This window comes from Thiomonas sp. OC7 (genome assembly GCF_900634595.1).
Classification (GTDB): domain Bacteria; phylum Pseudomonadota; class Gammaproteobacteria; order Burkholderiales; family Burkholderiaceae_C; genus Thiomonas; species Thiomonas arsenitoxydans.
Genome location: NZ_LR131953.1, coordinates 2,006,637 through 2,025,676, shown reverse-complemented (window position 1 = coordinate 2,025,676; position 19,040 = coordinate 2,006,637). Strand labels below are relative to the sequence as shown.

Below are 19,040 nucleotides of genomic sequence, written 5' to 3'. Positions count from 1 at the left end.
TGCGCGCCGTCCCCAGCGACTTGTCGCGCTCCTCGCACGCCCACCCGTCTGCGCGACGGGTCGGGAGTGTTTTCGCCGCAGCTTTTCGGCTGCGGCGATTTTCTCCCCCTTCCAGCCCCCAGAGCCATGAAAAAACTTGCGTTCGTCTTTGCCAGCCTCGCCGCACCGGCCGCCCAGGCCACCGACGGTTACTTTCAGCCGGGTTACAGCATCAAATCCAACGGCATGGGGGGCGTGGGCATCGCCCTGCCGCAGGATGCGCTGGCCGCAGCCACCAACCCGGCCGGCATGGCGCTGATCGGCAACCGCGTGGACGGCGGACTGAGTCTGTTCAAGCCCGACCGCAGCGTGAGCACCACCGGCAGTCTGGGGTCGGCCATGGGCCCGGCCGCTGGCACGCAGATCACCGGCACCTATTCGGGCAATGACCAGTCGCTGTTTCTCATCCCCGAAATCGGGATGAACTGGATGCTCAACCCGCGCATGGCCGTCGGCATCAGCATGTACGGCAACGGCGGCATGAACAGTGGCTACTCTGAAATTTTTCCGCCCCTGCAAGCGGGCACCGGGGTCGATCTGCAGCAGATTTTCATCTCGCCGTCCTTCGCCATGAAGCTCGACGACAACAACGCCGTGGGTATCGCCCTCAACCTGGTGAAGCAAACTTTTCGCGCCAACGGCCTGAGCAATTTCAAGGCCTACTCGGTTGATCCGGACAAACTCACCGACAACGGCCACGACAGCTCCACCGGCTTGGGTGTGCGGCTGGGCTGGACGGGCACAGTGGCCCCCGGCCTCACTCTGGGCGCCACCTGGCAGCCCGAAACCCGCATGAGCAGTTTCAGCAAATACACCGGACTGTTCGCCGGAGGCGCGCATTTCGACATTCCCGAAACCTACGGCCTGGGCTTTGCCTGGACGCCCGCACCGCAGTGGACCCTGGCTGGCGACGTGGTGCGCATCAACTACGCCAAGGTCAAGGCCATCGGCAATACCGCCGACTGCTTCTATCAGCAGCAATGCCTGCTCGGCCAGGACAACGGCCCGGCTTTCGGCTGGAAGAACATCACGGTGATCAAGCTCGGCGCGGCCTACCAGTACAGCCCCGACCTGACCCTGCGCTTCGGCTGGAACCACGCCGACAACCCGGTGCAGAGTTCACAGGTCTTTCTCAACACCATCGCCCCCGCGGTTACCCAAGACCACCTCACCCTCGGCGCCACCTATGCGGTGAGCAAGGACATGGAAGTCTCGGTGGATTACGTCCATGCGCTCGACAACAGCGTGACCGGCCCGCTGCCGCCCGGCTTCGCCACGGCGGGCTCGACGGAAACCGTGCGCATGAACCAGAACACGCTGGGCGTGTCGGTCGGCTGGAAGTTTTGATCTACGTTCCGCCGACGTAGGGATTGCTGCGGCGTTCTTCGCCGAAGGTCGACTCTGGCCCATGCCCGGGAATGAACACCGTGTCATCGCCCATGGGCCAGAGCTTGCTGGTGATGCTGTCGAGCAGCTGCTGATGATTGCCGCCGGGAAAATCGGTGCGGCCGATCGACCCGGCGAACAACACATCGCCCACCCAGCAACGCCGCGCCTCGGGTTGGTGGAACACCACATGGCCCGGCGTGTGGCCCGGGCAATGCCGCACGGTGAAGGGCAGCGAACCGAGCTGCAGGGTGTCGCCATCGGCCAGCCAGCGGTCGGGCGTGAACGTCTTGGCGGGCGGAAAGCCGAACCTTTGCGCCTGCTGCGGCAGGGCGTCGATCCAGAACTGATCGCCCGGATGCGGGCCGATGATGGGCACGCCCGCGCGCTGCGCTACTTCCGCCGCGGCGCCCGCGTGGTCGATGTGCGCGTGAGTCAGCCAGACCGCGCGCAGCGTCACGCCGGCCTCGACCACCGCCTGCAGCAAACGATCCACCTCGCCGCCGGGATCGGTGAAAACCGCCTCCTGCGTGGCGTCATCCCACACGAGACAGGTGTTCTGGGCAAAGGCGGTGACCGGGAGAATGCGGTAACGGAGCATGGCTTGAAGCGGATGATTTGACACAGAAAGGGCAGGCGATCCAGTCTATAGCGGAATCTTCTGCCTCCCCCTGCTGAGAGGGATTGAAGCGACTTGTGCCCCTGCCTACACTGATTTCGTCCATTTCCGACCGCCCGGCCAGTTCGCCCATGCCCCGCCATGCCTCGCCTGTCATTGCACTCCCATCGACGCGAGAGGCCGCGTGCGCAGATGCTGCTGCAGGCCGTCATGCTGCTGGTGCTGATGATGTCGGCGCCCATGTCAGCGCCCGCCTGGGCGGATGCCCCCTTCGGCGCTAATGCGAGCCCGTTGGTGGTTCTGGTGCCGCAGGATCTCCGGCGCCAGAATCTGCAAAATTCGCTGCAGGTTTACCGCGAAAACGGCAAGCGCCTGGAGCCCAGCGCCGTGGCCGCCTTGCCCGATGCGCGGTTCCAGGCGGTCAACGGCAGCAATCTGGGCATCAGCGAAGACGCCCTCTGGTTGCGGGTGCATCTGTTTCGCAGCGCGCAGTCGCCCGAGCAGCTGGTGCTGCAATTGGGTCGCCCGGTCTGGCGTGAGGCGCAGGCTTATCTGCTGCCGGCCGATCTGGCGCAGGCCAGCGGTGAGCGCCCCGCGGGCATCGGCCAGCTCGACGCCTTGCATTCGCGTTACACCGCCTACGCCTTCCAGCCGCCCGAAGGACCCAGCACGCTGCTGCTTCGCGTGGCGCAGTACGGCGCGCTCACGCCTGAGTTTCACCTGTGGAACGCGGGGGCGTTCCGCCAATACGCGGTGGACGACGCGCTGCTGCAGGGCTTGTTTTACGGCATGGTGGCGGCGCTGCTGATCTACAACGCCTTCCTGTTTCTGAGTACGCATGACCGGGCCTATTTCGCCTACATCCTGTGGCAATCGGCCACTTTGTTCTACATGCTCGCCATTTCGGGCGTAGGGCAGCACCAACTCTGGCCAGACACCCTCGTCTGGAACAGCATCGGCCTGGTGGGTGGATTGCCGTTGATGTGCGCCGGAGGGCTGTATTTCATCCGCGCCTATCTGCTGTTGCCGCGCCACGCGCCGCGTACCGATCTGGCGCTGCAGATCGTGCAATGGCTGGCCATCACCCTCGCGGTGGCGGTGTTGCTGCCCAATAGCGAATGGCTGCTGGTTCCCGCCCAGCTGATCGCGGCGGCCTCGCTGGTGCTGATTGCGTGGGCCGCGGCGGTGCGCTGGCAGCAGCGGTTCATGCCGGCCATCATCCTGCTGCTCAGTCTGTTTCCCCTGCTGATCGTCGGCTTTGCCAACATCGGACGCACTCTGGGCTGGCTGCCAGAGACTTTTCTCACTTCCGACGCGCTGCAGTGGATTTTGGTGTTTCTCGCTCTGGTGCTGACCTATGGCCTGTCGGTGCGCGTGGCGCAATTGCGCGAACGCGCCACGCGCTTGCAGGATCTGCTGCTCAAAGACCCGCTCACCGGCCTGCTCAACCGCAACGGCCTATTCGACAGCGGTCAGCGCCAACTCGACCGCACGCAGGACAGCCAGGCATTTGCCGCCGTGCTGTGGCTCGATCTCGACGGCCTCAAGCGCATCAACGATCAGTTCGGCCACGCCGCAGGCGACGCGCTGATCCAGGCCACCTCGGCGCGACTGCGCGAAGCCTTCGGGCCGGACGCGGTCTGCGCCCGCCTGGGCGGCGATGAGTTCGCCGTCGTACTGCCCAATCTGCCCTCGCCGCGCCTGGCCGAAAACCTGGCCCGGCATGCGCTGGAGCGGCTGCGCGCACCCTACGCCCTGTCCGGGCGGGAGTTCCGCGCCTCGGGCAGCATCGGCGTGGCGCTATACCCGTCTCATGCGCAAACGCTGGAGGAGTTGCTGCGCCTGGCCGATGTGGCGATGTATCGCGCCAAGGCCCTCGGACGCGATACCTATGTCGTGTGGGAGCCCGACATGGAGGCCGACGTGCAGACTTCGCTGTTCCAGTTCACCCGCCCGGCGCGGTCTTGAAGCGACTCCTGCGCCGACACTCTTGAGAGCGCCTCCAGACCTGCCGCGTTCGCGTCAGGCCCCCCGCGGGGGATGAGGCACGCGGCTCCAAGCTGCCCTGCGGCAGCTTGGACGGAGCCGAATCCGAGCGGCTTGCAAGCCGCGAGGTGGACAGGGAAACTTGGGGCGGCCCTGCGTTTCCTTGAGAGCCGACGTTTCCCCTGTACGCAGCAGGGCTGCTGTAGACAAGCCCGGCCGCAACCCGCACACTAAAGTCTCAACAAATAACAGGGGAGACAACGATGATTCGACCGATGCGACAAATGCGGCGATCCCTCGCCACCTTCGGCCTGCTTGCTGTGCTGGATGCGGCGTGGCCACTGGCGCAGGCTGCGGAGGCGGTTCCGCCGCAGTTCGTCGGCGCCAATATCGCGCAGGGCCAGAAGTATTACGACAATCTCAAATGCGCCGCCTGTCATGCCCAGCGGATGATGGGCTCGTCCTCGGCGATGTACACCCGCGCCGACCGCAAGGTGCACAACCCGCAGCAACTGATGGCGTTCACCCAGATGTGCGTCACCCAGCTCAACCACGACCTGTTTCCGGAAGAGGTGAAAGACATCGCCGCCTACCTCAACCAGACTTACTACAAGTTCAAGTAAGGTCTGCTAGGGCGCCGAGGCCGCGCCGGGCCTGTGTCCCGCAGGCGGCTGGGTGATGAGGCCGATGCGGCTCAGTCCCGCGTTTTGCGCGGCCCCCATGACCCGGGCGACATCGCCGTAGGGCACGGCGGCGTCGGCGCTGATGTGCACCTCGGTCTTGGGCGACTGTTGCGCGGCGGTGGTAAAACGCGCCGTGAGCTGCGCCAGGGTGATGGTTTGGTCGGCCAGATAAAGCTGCCCATCCTTGCGCAACCCGACATTCAGCACCGTTGGCGTCTGTTGCGCGGCGGGGGCATCGACCTTGGGCAGATCGAGCTTGAGACTGCCGGTGAGCAGCGGTGCGGTGATGATGAAAATCACCAGCAGCACCAGCATGACGTCGATCAGCGGCGTCATATTGATGTCGCTCATCGCTTCGCCTTCGTCGCCCTGATCAAAACTGCCGAAGCTCATGGCGCGCGCAATTCAAAGAACGGGGCTGGCCGCCAGCAGGCGCTGCAGATCATGCGCAAACCCTTCAAGCGCACCCTGCACGCGGCGCGCCCGCTTGCTCAGCGCGTTGTAGGCCAGCACGGCGGGAATGGCCACGGCCAGGCCCGCGGCGGTCATGATGAGGGTTTCGCCTACCGGCCCAGCCACTTTGTCCACGCTGATCTGCCCGCTCGCTGCAATGGCCGTGAGGGCGTGATAGATGCCCCAGACCGTGCCGAACAGGCCGACGAACGGGGCGGTGCTGCCCACACTGGCCAGCAGCACATGGCCCGCTTGCAGACGCCGCTGCGCCGCCTGCAAAGCCTCGCGCAATTCGCGGGTGACGCGGTCTTCATGCGACTGCCAGCGATGCGCGGTATCGGGCCGCGCCAGCCTGGAGGCGGTCTCGGCCATCAGGCTGGACAGACCGTCGGGGTCGGTGCTCTGCGTAGCCGCTGCGGCCTGCAAAGGGGACGCGGCGCCCCAATACGCCGCAATACCCGCGGGCACACGACGCGTGGCCCGCCAGAGCAAGGCCGCTTTCCACAAAATGACAAACCAGCTCGCCACCGACATCGCCAGCAGCACGAGCGTGACCAGATGGCTGAGCGCGTCACCCTGCTGCCAGAACTGTGCGAGCCCTCCCATGGGTGACTCAGTTCAAGCCCAGCACGTCCTGCATGTCGAACAGGCCGTGGGATTTGGCGGCGAGAAAGCGCACGGCGCGCAGGCTGCCCTGGGCGTAAGTGGCGCGGCTGCTCGACTTGTGGGTGATTTCGATGCGCTCGCCCGTGCCCGCGAACAGCACGGTATGGTCGCCCACGATGTCGCCGCCGCGCACGGTGGCGAAGCCGATGGTGGACGGGTCGCGTTCGCCGGTGACGCCTTCGCGGCCATAGACGGCGCATTGCTTGAGGTCGCGCCCGAGCGCACCCGCGACGACCTCGCCCATTTTCAGCGCGGTGCCCGAAGGCGCGTCCACCTTGTGGCGATGATGGGCTTCGATGATCTCGATGTCATAACCCTGCGCCAGCGCGCGCGCCGCCTGCTCCAGCAGCTTGAACACCACGTTCACGCCGATGCTCATATTGGGCGCCATGACAATGGCGCTGCGCTGCGATGCGATGCGGATGCGCGCGAGCTGCGCCTCGTCGAAGCCCGTGGTGCCGATGACCATGGCCACCCCCGCCGCCTCGCACGCGGCCAGATGCGCCATGGTGCCTTCAGGCCGGGTGAAGTCGATGAAATAGCGGACGTGCTGCAGCGCGGCGTAAAGATCGGAGCGGATGGCCACGCCAGTGTGCACCCCAGCAAACGCCCCGGCGTCCTGCCCGAGCGCCGGGCTGCCCGGCATGTCGAGCGCGGCGCCGATGCTGCAATCCGGCGCGGCCAGGACGGCCTCGACGAGCGTGCGGCCCATGCGGCCGCTAGCGCCGGCAATGGCGATGCGATGCGTTTCTGCAGACGATGTGCTCATGCGCGAAAGCCTCTCAGAAGAGGTCAAGGATTGCCAGCGGAAGAGGAAGCCGCAGCGGGCGGCGCAGCCTTTTGCAACTCGGCAATCTCGGCCGGCGGTGCGTAAACCGTCAGATTGCCGGGCTGCGAGGCGGCGGCCGGCGGACGCTTGGTTTGCGCAAACTTCTTGTCCGCAGCGGCGATTTCGGCCTGCAGCTGCGCCTCGGTCAGCGACTTGGGTTTGCTGCCGCCATCGCGCAGGGTGTTGATCTGCGCGACGAACTCCTGCTCGGAAGGCAACGGATCGCCGTCGGCGCGCACCATCTTGCCGTCCTTGTCGAAATACACGGTGTAGCGGCGCACGATGGGGGCGTGATAGCCCTGACGCAGGCTGAACACATATTCCCAACGGTTCTGATTGAAGACCGTCTTGAGCAGGGGCGTCCCCATGATGGCTTGCACCTGTTCCTTGGTCATGCCGGGCTTGAGCTCCTCGGCCATTTCACGCGAGACGAAATTTCCCTGAATCACATCGGCGCGGTAGGGCTTGAATATCGACGTGAGATCGTGCTGGGTGGTTGTGGTGCTGCAACCGCCCAGCAAGGTCAGGCAGCACAGCGCCGCAGTGGCAAGCCCTCGCCGCAAATCCGCCCGGGAGGACGCCTGAGCAAAAGCGTGTTCAGAGAAACGAAAAACAGAGTAAAACCGCATCGGGACTCTCGCGTGGTCAACGCGGCCGGGGTCGTTTAACATCGGCGCATTCTACTGAATACGGCCCTCTCCCCCATGGCTCAGAGCAATGCACAAGGTTTGCGCAATACCGGTCTGAAAGTCACTCAGCCGCGCCTGCGCATTCTGGAGATTTTTCAAAAGGGCACGCAGCGCCACATGACGGCGGAAGACGTGTACCGCGTGCTGCTCGATGAGCAGCAAGACATTGGTCTGGCCACGGTGTACCGCGTGCTGACCCAGTTCGAGCAGGCCGGCATTTTGCTGCGCAGCAACTTCGAGTCGGGCAAGTCGGTGTTCGAGATCAACGAAGGCACGCACCACGACCATCTGGTGTGCCTGGACTGCGGTCGGGTGGTGGAGTTTTTCGATCCTGAGATCGAGCGGCGGCAGAAAAAAATCGCCACGGAGCACGGCTTCGAGTTGCAGGAACATTCGCTCTCGCTCTACGCGAGCTGCGCCAAAAAGGCCACTTGCCCGCACTACAACAAGGCGGATCACACGCCGCTTGCGGCACGTCCGCCAGAGCACGAATAGCTATTAGGTTCGCTCCGTCGCCCCGCTCAGTTGCCATTCAGTCACCCTTCAGTCGTCCCCATCGCGCATGGCTTGGCGCTGGCGTTCCTGAAATTCGCTCAGGGTGTCGATACCCCGAAGTTGCAGAATGGTGTTGCGCACGGCTGACTCGACCAGCACGCCGAGGTTGCGTCCGGCTTCCACCGGGATCATCACCTTTCGAATCGGCACACCCAGCACATCTTCTTCCAGATTGCCTGCGGGCAGACGGTCGAAGTTGCGGTCGAGCACATCGCGGCGAATCAGGTGGCAGATGAGCTTGAGCCGCATTTTGCGGCGCACCGCGGTCTCACCAAAAATGGTCTTGATATCGAGCAGACCGATACCGCGCACTTCCAGCAGGTTCTGCAACAGCGGCGGACAGCGGCCCTCGATGGTGTTCTGCGCCACGCGCAGCAGGTCCACGCAATCGTCAGCCACCAGGCCGTGACCCCGCGTTATGAGATCCAGCCCCAGCTCGCTCTTGCCCAGGCCGGACTCGCCAGTGATGAGCACGCCCAGACCGAGAATGTCCATGAACACGCCGTGCTGGGTGACGCGGTTGGCGAAGTGCTTGGACAAATAGGCGCGCAGCACGTCGATGGTGAAGGCGGCCGTCTCCGCGGTGCGAAACAGCGGCACCTGCGCCGCGTTGCATTCGTCGATCAGACAGGGCGGTGGCTCTTTGCCGTCGGCCAGCACCAGCGCCGGCGGCTCCAGTCCGATGATGCGGCGTATGCGCCGCAGACGGTCTTCCTGGTTGGAGTTGTTGAGGTAATCAACCTCGCGCCAGCCCAGGATCTGTACGCGAAAGGGGTGGATGTAATTCAGATACCCCACCAGATCTGCGCCGGAAGTCGCCCCCTCGACGGCGGCCATGTCGAAGCGACGCTCGGGGTTGCTCTGCCCGGCGATCCATTGCCACATGAGCTGCGCGGCATTGGCCTCGAACAGGCGTTCGGCGGCGAGGGTGGAAGCTTTCAAATCAGGCGGGGAAGATCATGGCGACTGTGTCGGACCAGCGGCGCGGGTGGTAGCGCCTTACTGCACCCCTGATGACGCCAATGGTGACGCCACTGAGACTCATGCTGCGGTTTGCAAAGGCGCCCAGGCGCTGATGCGGTGATGCAGCACGGCGGCGTCGGCCTCGCTCAGGAGTTGTTCGCGCAGATCGGTATCGGAGAGCATTTCTGCGATGGCCGACAGCAGCTCGAGGTGCTTGGCATTCGCGCTTTCGGGCACCAGCAGCACCACCAACAGTGACACCGGCTGGTTGTCCGGCGCCTCGAAGGCGATGGGCTGACGCAGGCGAATGACAGCGGCGCTCGGTTGCTTGAGCCCTTTGATGCGCCCATGCGGAATCGCCACGCCCTGACCGAGCCCGGTGGAGCCCAGCCGCTCGCGGGCGAACAGATTGTCGGTAATCAGCGCCCGGTTGAGTCCAAGGCTGTTTTCAAACAGCAGTCCGGCGTATTCAAACGCGCGTTTTTTGCTGCTGACGTCCACGTCGAGTTGCACATGGGTCGGCGGCAAAATCTGGGCAAGACGGTTCATGGGATCACGCTTGGGCCAAAGAGGACAGCGAGTTTAAACGGGTTTTGCGGCAGTTCGTACTCACCGCGAATCCAGCCCGGAAACTCCGTTGAGGATTCGCGGCAAGGGCGAACATCAGTAAGTAGCGATCAACTCGCCAAGTGTTTGCCCGCAGTGGCCTGGTGATCGCGCAAGCGGTTCTTGTGCTCGACCACCTGCCGGTCCAGCTTGTCGACCAAGGTGTCGATGGCCGCGTAGAGGTCTTCGTCTTGACTTTCACAGAAGATCGATTTGCCCTTGACCATCAGATTGCATTCGGCACGTTGGCGCTTTTCCTTTTCTTTGAGTTTTTCCACACTGAGTAGCACGTTCACATTCACCACTTGATCGAAGTGCCGCACCACGCGATCGAGCTTGCTTTCGACATAACTGCGCAGGGAGGGGGTGACATCCAAATGGTGGCCGCTGATGGTCAGATTCATAGTGAGGCTCCTGATTTCGGAAAGAAAAGAAACAGCAGGGCTGGGCGCCTTGCCGGGACGATGTGTAGGGTGGTTCGACCTCCTGTGTTGTGCGCTGCGGCGCTTGTCCGGTGCGCGGTTGTGATTGATCTGTCAGATTCAGTGTGCTACCGCCCCCCGCCAAAATCAAGCCCACTCCCGATCTCTTCACCGGGTTTTTGCTGACAGTCGCCAAAACGTGCAAATGTTCACACTTGAAGGCTCACACTTTGCCGGCCACAGTGAGGCGGACGCGCTGCACGAGACGAAAAAATCGCCCCGGCCTTGCGGCGGGGGCGCATGAAGAGCCAATTTATGAAATGGAGCCCACCCCGAAATCCGTCGCTACGCTCGGATCTCCCCCTTAAGGGGCAAGAAACTCTGGGGGCGGCCCGGCGAGTTTCTGGAGAGCCCGCTCAGCCGGGCTTGTGGGCCGACACCGGCTTGAAGTCGTAGCGCTCAAAAATTTTCAGCGCCGTGGGGGAGCGCAGGAATTCCGCCCACATCAGACCGGCCTTCGGGTGCGCGGCGCCCTTGACCACTGCGGCGGCGTAGATCGCCGTGGTGTTTTGATCGGCGGGAATGGGCACGTTGCTGATGGGGTGACCCGCCTGTTCCTGGAAGATGGCTTCTGACTTCCAGGTCACACCGGCCTGCGCCACGCCCTGCATGAGATAAAGCGGCGTCTGGCGATGGTGGATGTGGGTGAGCGTGGTCTCGCCATTCTTCACCTTGGTGTCATAGACCGCCTGTTCCAGCGCATCGCCCCCGGCCTTTTTCAGCGAGGCCTCGATCTGCCGCGCCACGCCTTCCCAGGCGGGATTGGGCATGGACAGGGTGACGCCCGGCTTGCCCAGATCGGCCAGCCCGGTGATATGCGCCGGATTGCCTTTGGGCACCATGATGGTGAGGTCGTTACTCACATAGGAAATGGCTTTGCCGGTGAGCACGCCGTCGTGAATGCCGGCCTCGATCTTTTTCAGCCCGGCGGCATACACATCGGGCTTGACCGTCCAGGTCATATTGCCCACGGTGATCGTGCCGCCCGCTTTCATCTGCTTGAGCAGAATGCCGGGAGGTAGGGTTTCGTAGAACACACGGCCCTTGAAGTCGGGATGCTCTTTCTCGAAGGCCTGCACAAGCGGCGCCATGGCGAAGTAGTAGTTACCGGCCACGAAGATCACCAGCTTGGGATGATCGAGATCGCCGTGAAAGTCGGGCAGATCGTTGACCTCCGGAACGGTGAATTCCAGGCCCTTGTTCAGCGCGGGGTTGTTGGCGCCGTGCTGCCAGGGCGGGAAAATGGTTTCCTTGTATTGCGGGGCATGCACTTTGCCCTGCCAGCCGGTGTCGGCCTGTTGCACCTGTTGTGCGTTGGCGAGCACCGGCAAGGCCAGCAGCAGCGCGGCCAGCAAGGGGGTGCCTGTGGCGAGAGGGATACGACGCATGAAAGTCTCCTTTTATAGGTTTCGAGGGATGGATTAAGGCGGCCGGGTAAGCAGCGAACGCTCAGCCGGCGTAGCGATAGCCCGCGTTTTCAAGCTCGACCAGCGTGCCCACGATGCCGGGCGTGAGCACGGCGCCGGGAATCAGATGGTTGGTGAATTCGGCAGCCATCTGCGCGTGCGAGACCTTGTCGGGGTTGTGACCGATGGCGTGCAGATGCCCGGTGAGCTCCCAGATGGCGTTGTGGCAGGCCAGAAACACGGCGCCGCGTTCTTGCAGCACGGTGATGCTGTTGTCGGCCGGGGAATACACGCCCTTAGGGTCTTCGACCGATTTGGGGTCGGCATCGGCAGCGAGAGAAGTCTTGATCCAGGTATTGGTCTTGGCCTTGCCCTTGGTCAGGCTGCCCAACTGGTATTTGGCCCACAGCGCATCGTCATACAGCGCGAGGTGCGCCGAGCCGTGCGTAGCCGAGACGGCCAGAAAATCGGGATGCTTGAACGACCAGATCTGCGCGTTCATCGAGTTGCGCATGAGGTTGAGCCATGGCCCCTCCAGATTGGTGTTGTTCCACACTTGCTTGGGCTGACCGGCGTAGGCCAGCACCAGATCAAGGGCCTCGGCATCCCACTCGTCGCGGTTTTCCAGGACCATTTGCGTGGTCTTGAAGTCGCGGCGACGCGGGGCGGCGGCCAGTTTTTTGCCGAGCTCGGCCAGCGTGCTGGCGCCTTGCGGCATGAAGCGCTCTTGCGCCGAAGCGGCCTGGGCCGTTTTTGCGCCCAGCGCCGTCAGGCCGAGGCCCGCAACGAGAGTGGATTGCAGCGCCAGGCGGCGCGACGGTTGAACGGGACTGTGAGTCGACATACAAAAGCTCCTTGTGACATGCGCGGGAAAACCCGCGTTGACCCAGAGCTTATGAGGCCGAATTCATAAAGACAAACGATTATTTGAAATCATATGCATCGATCGAATCGATAGATTTCAGCCGCGACTGCCCGCCTTGGGGCTTAATGCGCCACCGATTTGGAGAACAGGTGGATGACCAGCACCCCGGCGAGAATCAGCCCCAGCCCGACGAGCGCGGGCAAGTCGAGCGACTGGTGATAAACCACATAGCCGATCAGGGTGATGAGCACGATGCCCACGCCCGACCAGACGGCATAGGAAATGCTCATCGGAATGGTCTGCATGGTGCGTGACAGCAGGTAAAACGCCAGGGCGTAAGCCGCCACGACCACCACCGAAGGGGCCAGACGCGTGAAGCCGTGCGTGGCCTTGAGCGCGGTGGTGCCGATCACCTCGGCCGCTATCGCGCCGAACAGAAATAACCAGGATTGCATGGAACGAGCATAGCGGCCGGACGTGTCAGCTTCGGCCGGATGGGGCGCCTGCCCGGCTCACAACGTACCGCGCTGAATCAGCTCGATCTTGTAGCCGTCCGGGTCTTGCACAAAGGCGATGATGGTGCTGCCCCCGGCAACCGGGCCGGCCTCGCGGGTGACCTTGCCACCGGCTGCCTTGATGCGTGCGCAGGCCGCGGCGGCATCGTCCACGCCCAGAGCGATGTGGCCGTAGGCGGTGCCCAGGTCGTAGTGATCGACGCCGTAGTTGTAGGTCAGCTCGAGTTCGGCCTGCGCCGGGTTGGGCTCGAAGCCGAGAAAGGCCAGGCTGTATTTCTGCTCGGGGCGGTCGGTGGTGCGCAGCAGCTTCATGCCGATGACCTGGGTGTAGAAATCGATGGAGCGCTGCAGATCGCCGACGCGCAGCATGGTGTGGAGAAAACGCATGAGAAATCCTGTGAAAAAGATCGGGCCCCAAAGCGTAGCGCGCGGTCGGGCGACGCGCTCGCGGCAGCGTGACTCGACCTACAGAATGGGGCCGACGATGGCCAGAGCGTTCTGCCACAGTTGCCTGGGCGCGCTCCAGGCGGCCACTTCGTCCAGGGTGATGCGGCGGCTACTGGCGAGATACTGCTCCTGCCTTTCGCGTAATGCCGCGGTGATCGCGGCGTCGAGCAGCAGGATGTTGTTTTCGTAGTTCAGGTCAAAGCTGCGCCGGTCCATATTGGCCGAGCCGATGAGGCTGAGATGGCCGTCTACGGTGATGGACTTGGTGTGCAGCAACCCGGGACTGAACTCGTAAATGCGCACCCCGGCTTCGAGCAGGGCGCGGTAATGGCTGCGCGAAGTGGCGGCCACGGCGAAGTCGTCGTTGCGGGCGGGGAGGATGAGCGTGGCCGACACGCCGCGGTTGGCCGCGGCGCACAGCGCGGCCTGCAGCGCGGGCACGGGCACGTAATACGGCGTGGTGATGACCAGCTCATGCCGCGCAGCGAAGATGAGCGACTCGAACAGTTCGGGCATGGCGGCCCTTCGGTCGGTGGGGCCGGTGGCGATGACCTGGGCGACGAAGCCGTCTTGACCGTTTTGGATTTGCGGCAAGGGCTCGACCAGCAGGGCGGTGAGGTCGTCGCCGTCGTTGCCCATCCAGTCCGTGGCGAAGAGGTGCTGGTTCTGGCGCACCACCGGGCCTTCGAAGCGCACGAACAGATCGACCCAGGGGCCGTATTTCGCCTTGGGCAGGAAGGCGGGGTCGGCGCAGTTCTGGCTGCCGCTGTAGCTCAGGCGGTTGTCGATGACGACGATCTTGCGGTGATTGCGCAGGTCGATGCGACCCCGCAGCGCGCGCAGCAGCGGATTGCCCACGGGCAGCGCCCGCAGCACCTGCACGCCAGCGGCGACCAGCGCAGGCCACTGCGCGCTGCGGATGAACGCGTGCGATCCGAGGTCGTCCACCAGGGCGCGGCAGCTCACGCCGCGCGCGGCGGCGCGGCGCAGGGCATCGGCCACGCGGCGGCCGTTGCCATCGTCCAGCCAGATATAGAAGAGCAGGTGCACGCTGTACTGCGCCGCGTCGATGTCGGCCACGATGCGGGCGATGGCGGCGTTCGAGTCGGCCATCAGTTCGGCGCGGTTGCCGCCGACCGCCGGGTAGCCGCTGATCGATGTGCCGAGGCGGAACAGCGGCGCGTCTTGGTCGGGCGGCAGCGCGGCGTTTGTCGGCCAGCCGGGGGCGGTTTCAGGACGGGGCAGGCCGCGGGCGACGGCGCTCAGCCGCTCGGCCCGTCGACGGCCGATCTGGGTCGTGCCAAACAACAGATAGGCCAGAACGCCGAGGTAGGGAAAGGCCACCAGCATGAGCAACCAGGCCACCCGCGACTCGGGCTGACGATGCGCGCGCAGCAGCACATGCGCCGCGCAGGTCAACGTCAGCGTGAGGTGCAGCAGCAGGAAGAGCAGGGGCGTCATGCGAAGCTAGCCGGGTTCACACCCGCTCAACCCCAGGGCGGCAGCACGCTTTTGCGCAGTTGCGCGCGGGCCTGTTGGTATTCGGGGTAGAGGCTGCCCACATGCGCCCAGAAGCGCGGGCTGTGGTTCATTTCGCGCAGATGCGCCACTTCGTGGGCGACGACGTAATCGACGAGTTGCGGGCTGAAGTGCAACAGACGCCAATGCAGGCGGATACTGCCGTCGCTTTTGGCGCTGCCCCAGCGGGTGGTGGCGGCGCTGAGTTTCACCGCCGTCACGCGCACCCCGAGCTGGGCCGCGAAATGCGCCACCCGCGCGGTGAACAGTCCCAGCGCCTGTCGCTGCAGCCAGGCGGCCACGCTGTCGCGCACCTGCTGCGCACTGCTGCCTTGCGGCAGGGGCAAGTGAAGTTCGGCGCGGGCTTCGTCCCACCGCAACTGGCTGGCGCCGCGCAGCCGCAGGGTGAGGTGCTGGCCGAGATAAGGGATGCGGCCGCCATCGGCCCACTCGATGCGCGCGGCCTGCAGCGCCTGCAGACGCTGTTCACGCTGCCGCAGCTTGCGCTGCACCCAGGCGGCGTGCTGCTGCAGAAACTGGGCGATGGACGCGCCGCTGGCTAGGCGCGGGGCGTGCAGGCTGACGCCGCGGTCGTCCACTCGCAGCGCCAGGGTGCGGCGGGCGGCGCGATGAAGCGACCAGTCAAAACGGTGGATGCCGTCGTCATATCGCTGCGTCGGCACGCCAGCGCGGGGTATTGAGACCGGCGGCGGGGTCGGCGACGAACCTGGGGATGAGCTCACCGCGGCTCCTGGCGCCGGGGCGGCGATAGGGGCGGGGGCGGGCGTCGGCTCGTCCCAGTCGAACAAACCCAGTTGCGCCGAGCCGGGCAAGGCGGCGCGGCCGGAAGACTCAGCGCGGGGCATGCGCGTAGGCCTGCGGATCGAGACGGCGCATTTCGGCCTCGATCCATCGTTCGACCTCGGCCATCATTTCGGCGGGCTTGCGGCCTTCGGGCGAAATGGGTTTGCCGATGGACACCTCCACCACGCCGGGGGTTTTGATGAAGGCCTGGCGCGGCCAGCAGCGCGCCGAAGTCACGGCGATGGGCACCACCCAGGCGCCGGTGGCGATGGCCAGCCGCGTGCCGCCTGTTTTATAGACGCCCTGCTCGCCGCGCGCAGTGCGCGTGCCTTCGGGAAACATGATGATCCAGTTGCCCTGCTTGAGAATCCGGCCGCCCTGTTTTTCCACCCGGCCGAACGCTTCGGCACGCTTGCTGCGGTCGATGTGCACCATGTCCAGCCGCCCCAGCGCCCAGCCGAAAAACGGCACATAGAGCAGCTCGCGTTTGAACACATAGGCCAGCGGACGCGGCATGATCAGCGGAAAGGCCAGCGTTTCCCAGGCTGATTGATGCTTGGACAGCAGGATGACCGGGCCGTCTGGCAGGTTCTCCATGCCGGTGATATGGCTGCGTATGCCGCAAATCACGCGCGCACCCCAGACCGACAGATGCACCCAACCCAGGGTGAAGCGATACAGCCGCGTGCCACGAATGAAAATGGACAGAATCACCACGATGACCGCGTAAGGCACCACCGTCACGATCAGCCACGCCATGTAAAGCAGAGAACGGAAAAAACGCATGTCGGCTCGGTCACGCCGGGTCTGGCGTCTTGTCGGAGGTCTTTTCAGACTTCGCCTTGGGTTGTTCCAGCAGCCAGGCGGCGAAGGCTGCCAGATCGTCGTGCACCCGGGTGCCCGCGGGCAGATTGCCCAGATCGGCCAGACGCTCGCCTTTGCCGGTGCGCACCAGATGCAGCCCGCACCCCAGCGGCTCACCGGCCTGCAAATCGCGCACGCTGTCGCCCACCGAAGGCACGCCTTGGAGATTCTCAAGCTCGTAGCGGCGGGCGATGTCTTGGAACAAGCCGGGCTTGGGTTTGCGGCAGCTGCAGTGATCTTCCGGCGCGTGCGGGCAGAAGAAAATGGCGTCGATGCGCCCGCCCACCGCCGCCAGCGCTTTGTGCATCTTGCGGTGGATGGCGTTGAGCGTGCTCATGTCGAACAGGCCCCGCCCAATGCCCGACTGATTGGTGGCCACCGCCACATGCCAGCCCTCGTGGTTCAGCCGGGCAATGGCCTCCAAGCTGCCGGGAATGGGCACCCACTCGTCGGGCGACTTGATGAAGTCGTCGCTGTCTTGGTTGATGACGCCGTCGCGGTCGAGGATGAGCAGTTTCATGCCGTGATTGTCGTGCAGGATGGGAGTCAGGCCGCAAGACGCGACAAATCGGCCACCTGGTTCATCGCCTCCTGCAGCCGCGCCAACAGGGCCAAGCGGTTGGCGCGCAGCGCGGGGTCTTCGGCGTTGACCATCACCTGGTCGAAGAAGGTGTCCACCGGGGCTTTCAGCGCGGCGAGCATCTTGAGCGCGGCGGTGTAGTCGCCTGCCGCGTAAAACTGCTGCACCTGCGGCGCCACGGCATTCAAGGCTTGTGACAAGGCGATTTCGGCGGGCTCGACCAGCAAATCGACGTTGAAGCCGCTGCCGTGTTTCGCGCCTTCGGATTTGCGCAGAATATTCCCCACCCGTTTATTGGCCGCGGCCAGTGCGGCGGCTTCTGGCAAGGCGGCGAAGGCGCGCACCGCTTCCAGGCGGCGCGGCACATCGGCCAGAATTTGCGGACTGAGGGCCAGCACCGCGTCCACCTCCTGCGCCGTCCAGCCCTGCTCGCGCAGCAGGTTGGCCAGACGGTCGTAAAGGAAGGTCTGCACATCGGCGCTGGGGTCTGAAAACCCGGCCACGCCGCTGAACACCGGCACCGCATTTTCCAAATAACGCGAGAGTTCGATGCCCTGGCCGCGCTCCATCAACATGCGCAAAATGCCCAGCGCATGGCGACGTAGCGCGAACGGGTCTTTGTCGCCAGTCGGGCGTTCGCCGATGCCGAACAGGCCGACCAGGGTTTCGGTCTTGTCGGCCAGTGCCAGCGCGAAACCCACGTCGCTGCGCGGGAGTTCGTCGCCAGAAAAACGCGGCTTGTAGTGGTCTTCGATAGCCTCGGCCACCAAGGCGTCTTCACCATCATGCGCGGCGTAGTAACGCCCCATGACGCCCTGCAGTTCGGGAAACTCGCCGACCATGTCGGTCAGCAGATCGGTCTTGGCCAGCAGCGCGGCGCGCTCGGCCTGCTCGACCGGAAAGGACGGCGGAATCTGCCTGGCAATGCCCCCTGCGAGCGCCTGCACCCGCCGCATGCGCTCGCCCTGCGAGCCCAGCTTGGCGTGATAGACCACTTTGTCGAGGCCGGGCACGCGGTCTTCGAGGCGCTTCTTGCGGTCTTGCTCGAAGAAGAATTGCGCATCGGCCAGGCGCGGGCGCACCACGCGCTCGTTGCCTTCGATGACCGCGCTGGGATCGGCCGGCGAGATATTGCTGACGACCAGGAAACGGTGGGTGAGCTTGCCCGCCGCGTCGAGCAGCGGAAAGTATTTCTGGTTGGCCTTCATCGTGAGGATGAGGCACTCCTGCGGCACGGCGAGAAAGGCCGGATCGAACTGGCACAGCAGCACGTTCGGGCGCTCGACCAGAGCAGTAACTTCGTCGAGCAGCGCGGCATCGTCGATGGGGTGCAGGCCCGGCCCGGCCTGTCGCGCGGCGGCCTGCAGCTGCGCCGCGATTTCAGCACGGCGCGCGTCGAAGCTGGCGATCACCGCGCCTTGTTCTCGCAGTTGGTCGGCGTAGCTGTCGGCGTCGCGCAGCACGATGGGATCGGCCTGGGCCTCAAACCGATGGCCGTGCGTTTCTCGTCCCGCCGTCAGCCCCAGCGCCTGCACCGGCACGACGTCGACGCCATGCAGGGCGACCAGACCATGCGCGGGGCGCACAAACTTCACCGTAGTCCAGCCATCTTCCAACTGGTAGGCCATCACCTTGGGGATGGGCAGTTTGGCGATGGCCTCGGCGAGCGCCCTCTGCAGACCTTCGGCCAGCGTGGCGCCGGGCGCCACGGTGTCGATGAACAGGGTTTCGGCTTTGCCCTCGCCTTCGCGCCGCAAGCGGGGGGCGGCGTCGGCATCCAGCCCCAGCGCGCCGAGCTTTTTGAGCAGCGCCGGGGTGGGCTTGCCGTCGGTATCCAGCCCCACGGCCACGGGCATGAGCTTCTGCGCTACGGCCTTGTCGGCCGCCTTGGCAGCGACGGCGGGGATGCGCACGGCCAGTCGGCGCGGGCTGGCGTAGGGCGTCGGCTCGACGTCAGATGCGGCCAGTCCCTGAGACCGCAGACTCGCGGCCAGGGTGCGGGCGAAGGACTCGCCCAGCGCGGGCAGCGCCTTGGGCGGCAGTTCTTCAACGAAGAGTTCGACAAGCAGGTTCTGTGGGTTCATG

The 19,040-nt window shown here is 64.7% G+C and carries 21 protein-coding genes; 4 read left to right on the top strand and 17 right to left on the bottom strand.

Going from position 1 to position 19,040, the window contains the following annotated elements; genetic code table 11:
- The first annotated feature begins 126 nt into the window (after positions 1-126).
- A complete protein-coding gene (locus tag BIO17B3_RS09710) occupies positions 127-1,386 on the top strand; it encodes an OmpP1/FadL family transporter (protein WP_156053881.1) in 1,260 nt (419 codons plus the stop codon).
- A 1-nt stretch (position 1,387) separates the two neighbouring features.
- Here BIO17B3_RS09710 and BIO17B3_RS09705 read toward each other — a convergent pair whose 3' ends face one another.
- Entirely contained in the window at positions 1,388-2,026 is a 639-nt protein-coding gene (locus BIO17B3_RS09705) for an MBL fold metallo-hydrolase (protein WP_156053880.1), read from the bottom strand.
- Between the two features lie 159 nt (positions 2,027-2,185).
- On the opposite strand from BIO17B3_RS09705, the gene BIO17B3_RS09700 reads away from it, so the two are divergent.
- Both BIO17B3_RS09700 and BIO17B3_RS09695 read left to right on the top strand, forming a co-directional pair.
- The gene (locus BIO17B3_RS09700) at positions 2,186-4,012 is read left to right on the top strand and encodes a diguanylate cyclase (RefSeq protein ID WP_232054252.1); all 1,827 of its coding nucleotides are present in this window, start codon (positions 2,186-2,188) and stop codon (positions 4,010-4,012) included.
- Positions 4,013-4,314: 302 nt separating this feature from the next.
- Positions 4,315-4,653, top strand: a complete 339-nt coding sequence (locus BIO17B3_RS09695; RefSeq protein WP_232054251.1) for a cytochrome c — start codon at positions 4,315-4,317, stop codon at positions 4,651-4,653.
- A gap of 6 nt (positions 4,654-4,659) precedes the next feature.
- Here BIO17B3_RS09695 and BIO17B3_RS09690 read toward each other — a convergent pair whose 3' ends face one another.
- Genes BIO17B3_RS09690 through BIO17B3_RS09675 form a run of 4 tightly spaced genes read right to left on the bottom strand, consistent with a single transcriptional unit; the run spans position 4,660 to position 7,224 of the window.
- The gene (locus tag BIO17B3_RS09690; protein WP_156053878.1) at positions 4,660-5,106 is read right to left on the bottom strand and encodes a biopolymer transporter ExbD; all 447 of its coding nucleotides are present in this window, start codon (positions 5,104-5,106) and stop codon (positions 4,660-4,662) included.
- Between the two features lie 12 nt (positions 5,107-5,118).
- Positions 5,119-5,772, bottom strand: coding sequence for a MotA/TolQ/ExbB proton channel family protein (locus tag BIO17B3_RS09685; RefSeq protein ID WP_156053877.1), 654 nt, complete (start codon positions 5,770-5,772; stop codon positions 5,119-5,121).
- Between the two features lie 7 nt (positions 5,773-5,779).
- Entirely contained in the window at positions 5,780-6,601 is an 822-nt protein-coding gene (gene dapB, locus BIO17B3_RS09680; protein WP_156053876.1) for a 4-hydroxy-tetrahydrodipicolinate reductase, read from the bottom strand.
- Between the two features lie 23 nt (positions 6,602-6,624).
- Positions 6,625-7,224, bottom strand: a complete 600-nt coding sequence (locus BIO17B3_RS09675; RefSeq protein WP_232054250.1) for an outer membrane protein assembly factor BamE — start codon at positions 7,222-7,224, stop codon at positions 6,625-6,627.
- Between the two features lie 141 nt (positions 7,225-7,365).
- Between BIO17B3_RS09675 and fur the strand changes: the two genes are divergently transcribed.
- Positions 7,366-7,845: a ferric iron uptake transcriptional regulator gene (gene fur, locus BIO17B3_RS09670; RefSeq protein WP_156053874.1), complete on the top strand. Its 480-nt coding sequence runs from the start codon at positions 7,366-7,368 to the stop codon at positions 7,843-7,845.
- 48 nt (positions 7,846-7,893) lie between these two features.
- Here fur and hprK read toward each other — a convergent pair whose 3' ends face one another.
- From hprK to glyS, 12 genes are all read right to left on the bottom strand, one after another.
- A complete protein-coding gene (gene hprK, locus BIO17B3_RS09665; protein ID WP_013121858.1) occupies positions 7,894-8,847 on the bottom strand; it encodes an HPr(Ser) kinase/phosphatase in 954 nt (317 codons plus the stop codon).
- Positions 8,848-8,946: 99 nt separating this feature from the next.
- Entirely contained in the window at positions 8,947-9,417 is a 471-nt protein-coding gene (gene ptsN, locus BIO17B3_RS09660; protein WP_013104189.1) for a PTS IIA-like nitrogen regulatory protein PtsN, read from the bottom strand.
- Positions 9,418-9,545: 128 nt separating this feature from the next.
- Positions 9,546-9,878, bottom strand: coding sequence for a ribosome hibernation-promoting factor, HPF/YfiA family (hpf, locus tag BIO17B3_RS09655; protein WP_013104188.1), 333 nt, complete (start codon positions 9,876-9,878; stop codon positions 9,546-9,548).
- Positions 9,879-10,312: 434 nt separating this feature from the next.
- On the bottom strand, positions 10,313-11,344 hold the full coding sequence (locus BIO17B3_RS09650) for a substrate-binding domain-containing protein (RefSeq protein WP_013104186.1): 1,032 nt from the start codon (positions 11,342-11,344) through the stop codon (positions 10,313-10,315).
- A gap of 61 nt (positions 11,345-11,405) precedes the next feature.
- Entirely contained in the window at positions 11,406-12,206 is an 801-nt protein-coding gene (locus tag BIO17B3_RS09645) for a transcriptional initiation protein Tat (protein WP_156053873.1), read from the bottom strand.
- A 143-nt stretch (positions 12,207-12,349) separates the two neighbouring features.
- On the bottom strand, positions 12,350-12,682 hold the full coding sequence (locus BIO17B3_RS09640) for a multidrug efflux SMR transporter (RefSeq protein ID WP_013104184.1): 333 nt from the start codon (positions 12,680-12,682) through the stop codon (positions 12,350-12,352).
- A gap of 57 nt (positions 12,683-12,739) precedes the next feature.
- On the bottom strand, positions 12,740-13,129 hold the full coding sequence (gloA, locus tag BIO17B3_RS09635; protein WP_156053872.1) for a lactoylglutathione lyase: 390 nt from the start codon (positions 13,127-13,129) through the stop codon (positions 12,740-12,742).
- 78 nt (positions 13,130-13,207) lie between these two features.
- Positions 13,208-14,650: a cardiolipin synthase gene (cls, locus tag BIO17B3_RS09630; protein WP_013104182.1), complete on the bottom strand. Its 1,443-nt coding sequence runs from the start codon at positions 14,648-14,650 to the stop codon at positions 13,208-13,210.
- Positions 14,651-14,676: 26 nt separating this feature from the next.
- The gene (locus BIO17B3_RS09625) at positions 14,677-15,573 is read right to left on the bottom strand and encodes a M48 family metallopeptidase (protein ID WP_232054249.1); all 897 of its coding nucleotides are present in this window, start codon (positions 15,571-15,573) and stop codon (positions 14,677-14,679) included.
- Positions 15,560-16,297, bottom strand: coding sequence for a 1-acyl-sn-glycerol-3-phosphate acyltransferase (locus BIO17B3_RS09620; protein ID WP_013104180.1), 738 nt, complete (start codon positions 16,295-16,297; stop codon positions 15,560-15,562). The genes BIO17B3_RS09625 and BIO17B3_RS09620 overlap by 14 nt, the downstream gene beginning before the upstream one ends.
- A 10-nt stretch (positions 16,298-16,307) precedes the next feature.
- On the bottom strand, positions 16,308-16,895 hold the full coding sequence (gmhB, locus tag BIO17B3_RS09615) for a D-glycero-beta-D-manno-heptose 1,7-bisphosphate 7-phosphatase (RefSeq protein ID WP_013104179.1): 588 nt from the start codon (positions 16,893-16,895) through the stop codon (positions 16,308-16,310).
- Between the two features lie 26 nt (positions 16,896-16,921).
- Positions 16,922-19,039 (bottom strand): glycine--tRNA ligase subunit beta, encoded by a 2,118-nt coding sequence (gene glyS, locus BIO17B3_RS09610; protein ID WP_172979046.1) that lies wholly within the window; start codon positions 19,037-19,039, stop codon positions 16,922-16,924.
- Between the last annotated feature and the right edge of the window lies 1 nt (position 19,040).

Bases quoted from the DNA above. Each gene is read 5' to 3' on its own strand.
- BIO17B3_RS09710 (WP_156053881.1), top strand. From the start codon at position 127: ATGAAAAAACTTGCGTTCGTCTTTGCCAGCCTCGCCGCACCGGCCGCC.
- BIO17B3_RS09705 (WP_156053880.1), bottom strand. From the start codon at position 2,026: ATGCTCCGTTACCGCATTCTCCCGGTCACCGCCTTTGCCCAGAACACC.
- BIO17B3_RS09700 (WP_232054252.1), top strand. From the start codon at position 2,186: ATGCCTCGCCTGTCATTGCACTCCCATCGACGCGAGAGGCCGCGTGCG.
- BIO17B3_RS09695 (WP_232054251.1), top strand. From the start codon at position 4,315: ATGCGGCGATCCCTCGCCACCTTCGGCCTGCTTGCTGTGCTGGATGCG.
- BIO17B3_RS09690 (WP_156053878.1), bottom strand. From the start codon at position 5,106: ATGAGCTTCGGCAGTTTTGATCAGGGCGACGAAGGCGAAGCGATGAGC.
- BIO17B3_RS09685 (WP_156053877.1), bottom strand. From the start codon at position 5,772: ATGGGAGGGCTCGCACAGTTCTGGCAGCAGGGTGACGCGCTCAGCCAT.
- dapB (WP_156053876.1), bottom strand. From the start codon at position 6,601: ATGAGCACATCGTCTGCAGAAACGCATCGCATCGCCATTGCCGGCGCT.
- fur (WP_156053874.1), top strand. From the start codon at position 7,366: ATGGCTCAGAGCAATGCACAAGGTTTGCGCAATACCGGTCTGAAAGTC.
- ptsN (WP_013104189.1), bottom strand. From the start codon at position 9,417: ATGAACCGTCTTGCCCAGATTTTGCCGCCGACCCATGTGCAACTCGAC.
- hpf (WP_013104188.1), bottom strand. From the start codon at position 9,878: ATGAATCTGACCATCAGCGGCCACCATTTGGATGTCACCCCCTCCCTG.
- BIO17B3_RS09650 (WP_013104186.1), bottom strand. From the start codon at position 11,344: ATGCGTCGTATCCCTCTCGCCACAGGCACCCCCTTGCTGGCCGCGCTG.
- BIO17B3_RS09645 (WP_156053873.1), bottom strand. From the start codon at position 12,206: ATGTCGACTCACAGTCCCGTTCAACCGTCGCGCCGCCTGGCGCTGCAA.
- BIO17B3_RS09640 (WP_013104184.1), bottom strand. From the start codon at position 12,682: ATGCAATCCTGGTTATTTCTGTTCGGCGCGATAGCGGCCGAGGTGATC.
- gloA (WP_156053872.1), bottom strand. From the start codon at position 13,129: ATGCGTTTTCTCCACACCATGCTGCGCGTCGGCGATCTGCAGCGCTCC.
- cls (WP_013104182.1), bottom strand. From the start codon at position 14,650: ATGACGCCCCTGCTCTTCCTGCTGCTGCACCTCACGCTGACGTTGACC.
- BIO17B3_RS09625 (WP_232054249.1), bottom strand. From the start codon at position 15,573: ATGCCCCGCGCTGAGTCTTCCGGCCGCGCCGCCTTGCCCGGCTCGGCG.
- BIO17B3_RS09620 (WP_013104180.1), bottom strand. From the start codon at position 16,297: ATGCGTTTTTTCCGTTCTCTGCTTTACATGGCGTGGCTGATCGTGACG.
- gmhB (WP_013104179.1), bottom strand. From the start codon at position 16,895: ATGAAACTGCTCATCCTCGACCGCGACGGCGTCATCAACCAAGACAGC.
- glyS (WP_172979046.1), bottom strand. From the start codon at position 19,039: ATGAACCCACAGAACCTGCTTGTCGAACTCTTCGTTGAAGAACTGCCG.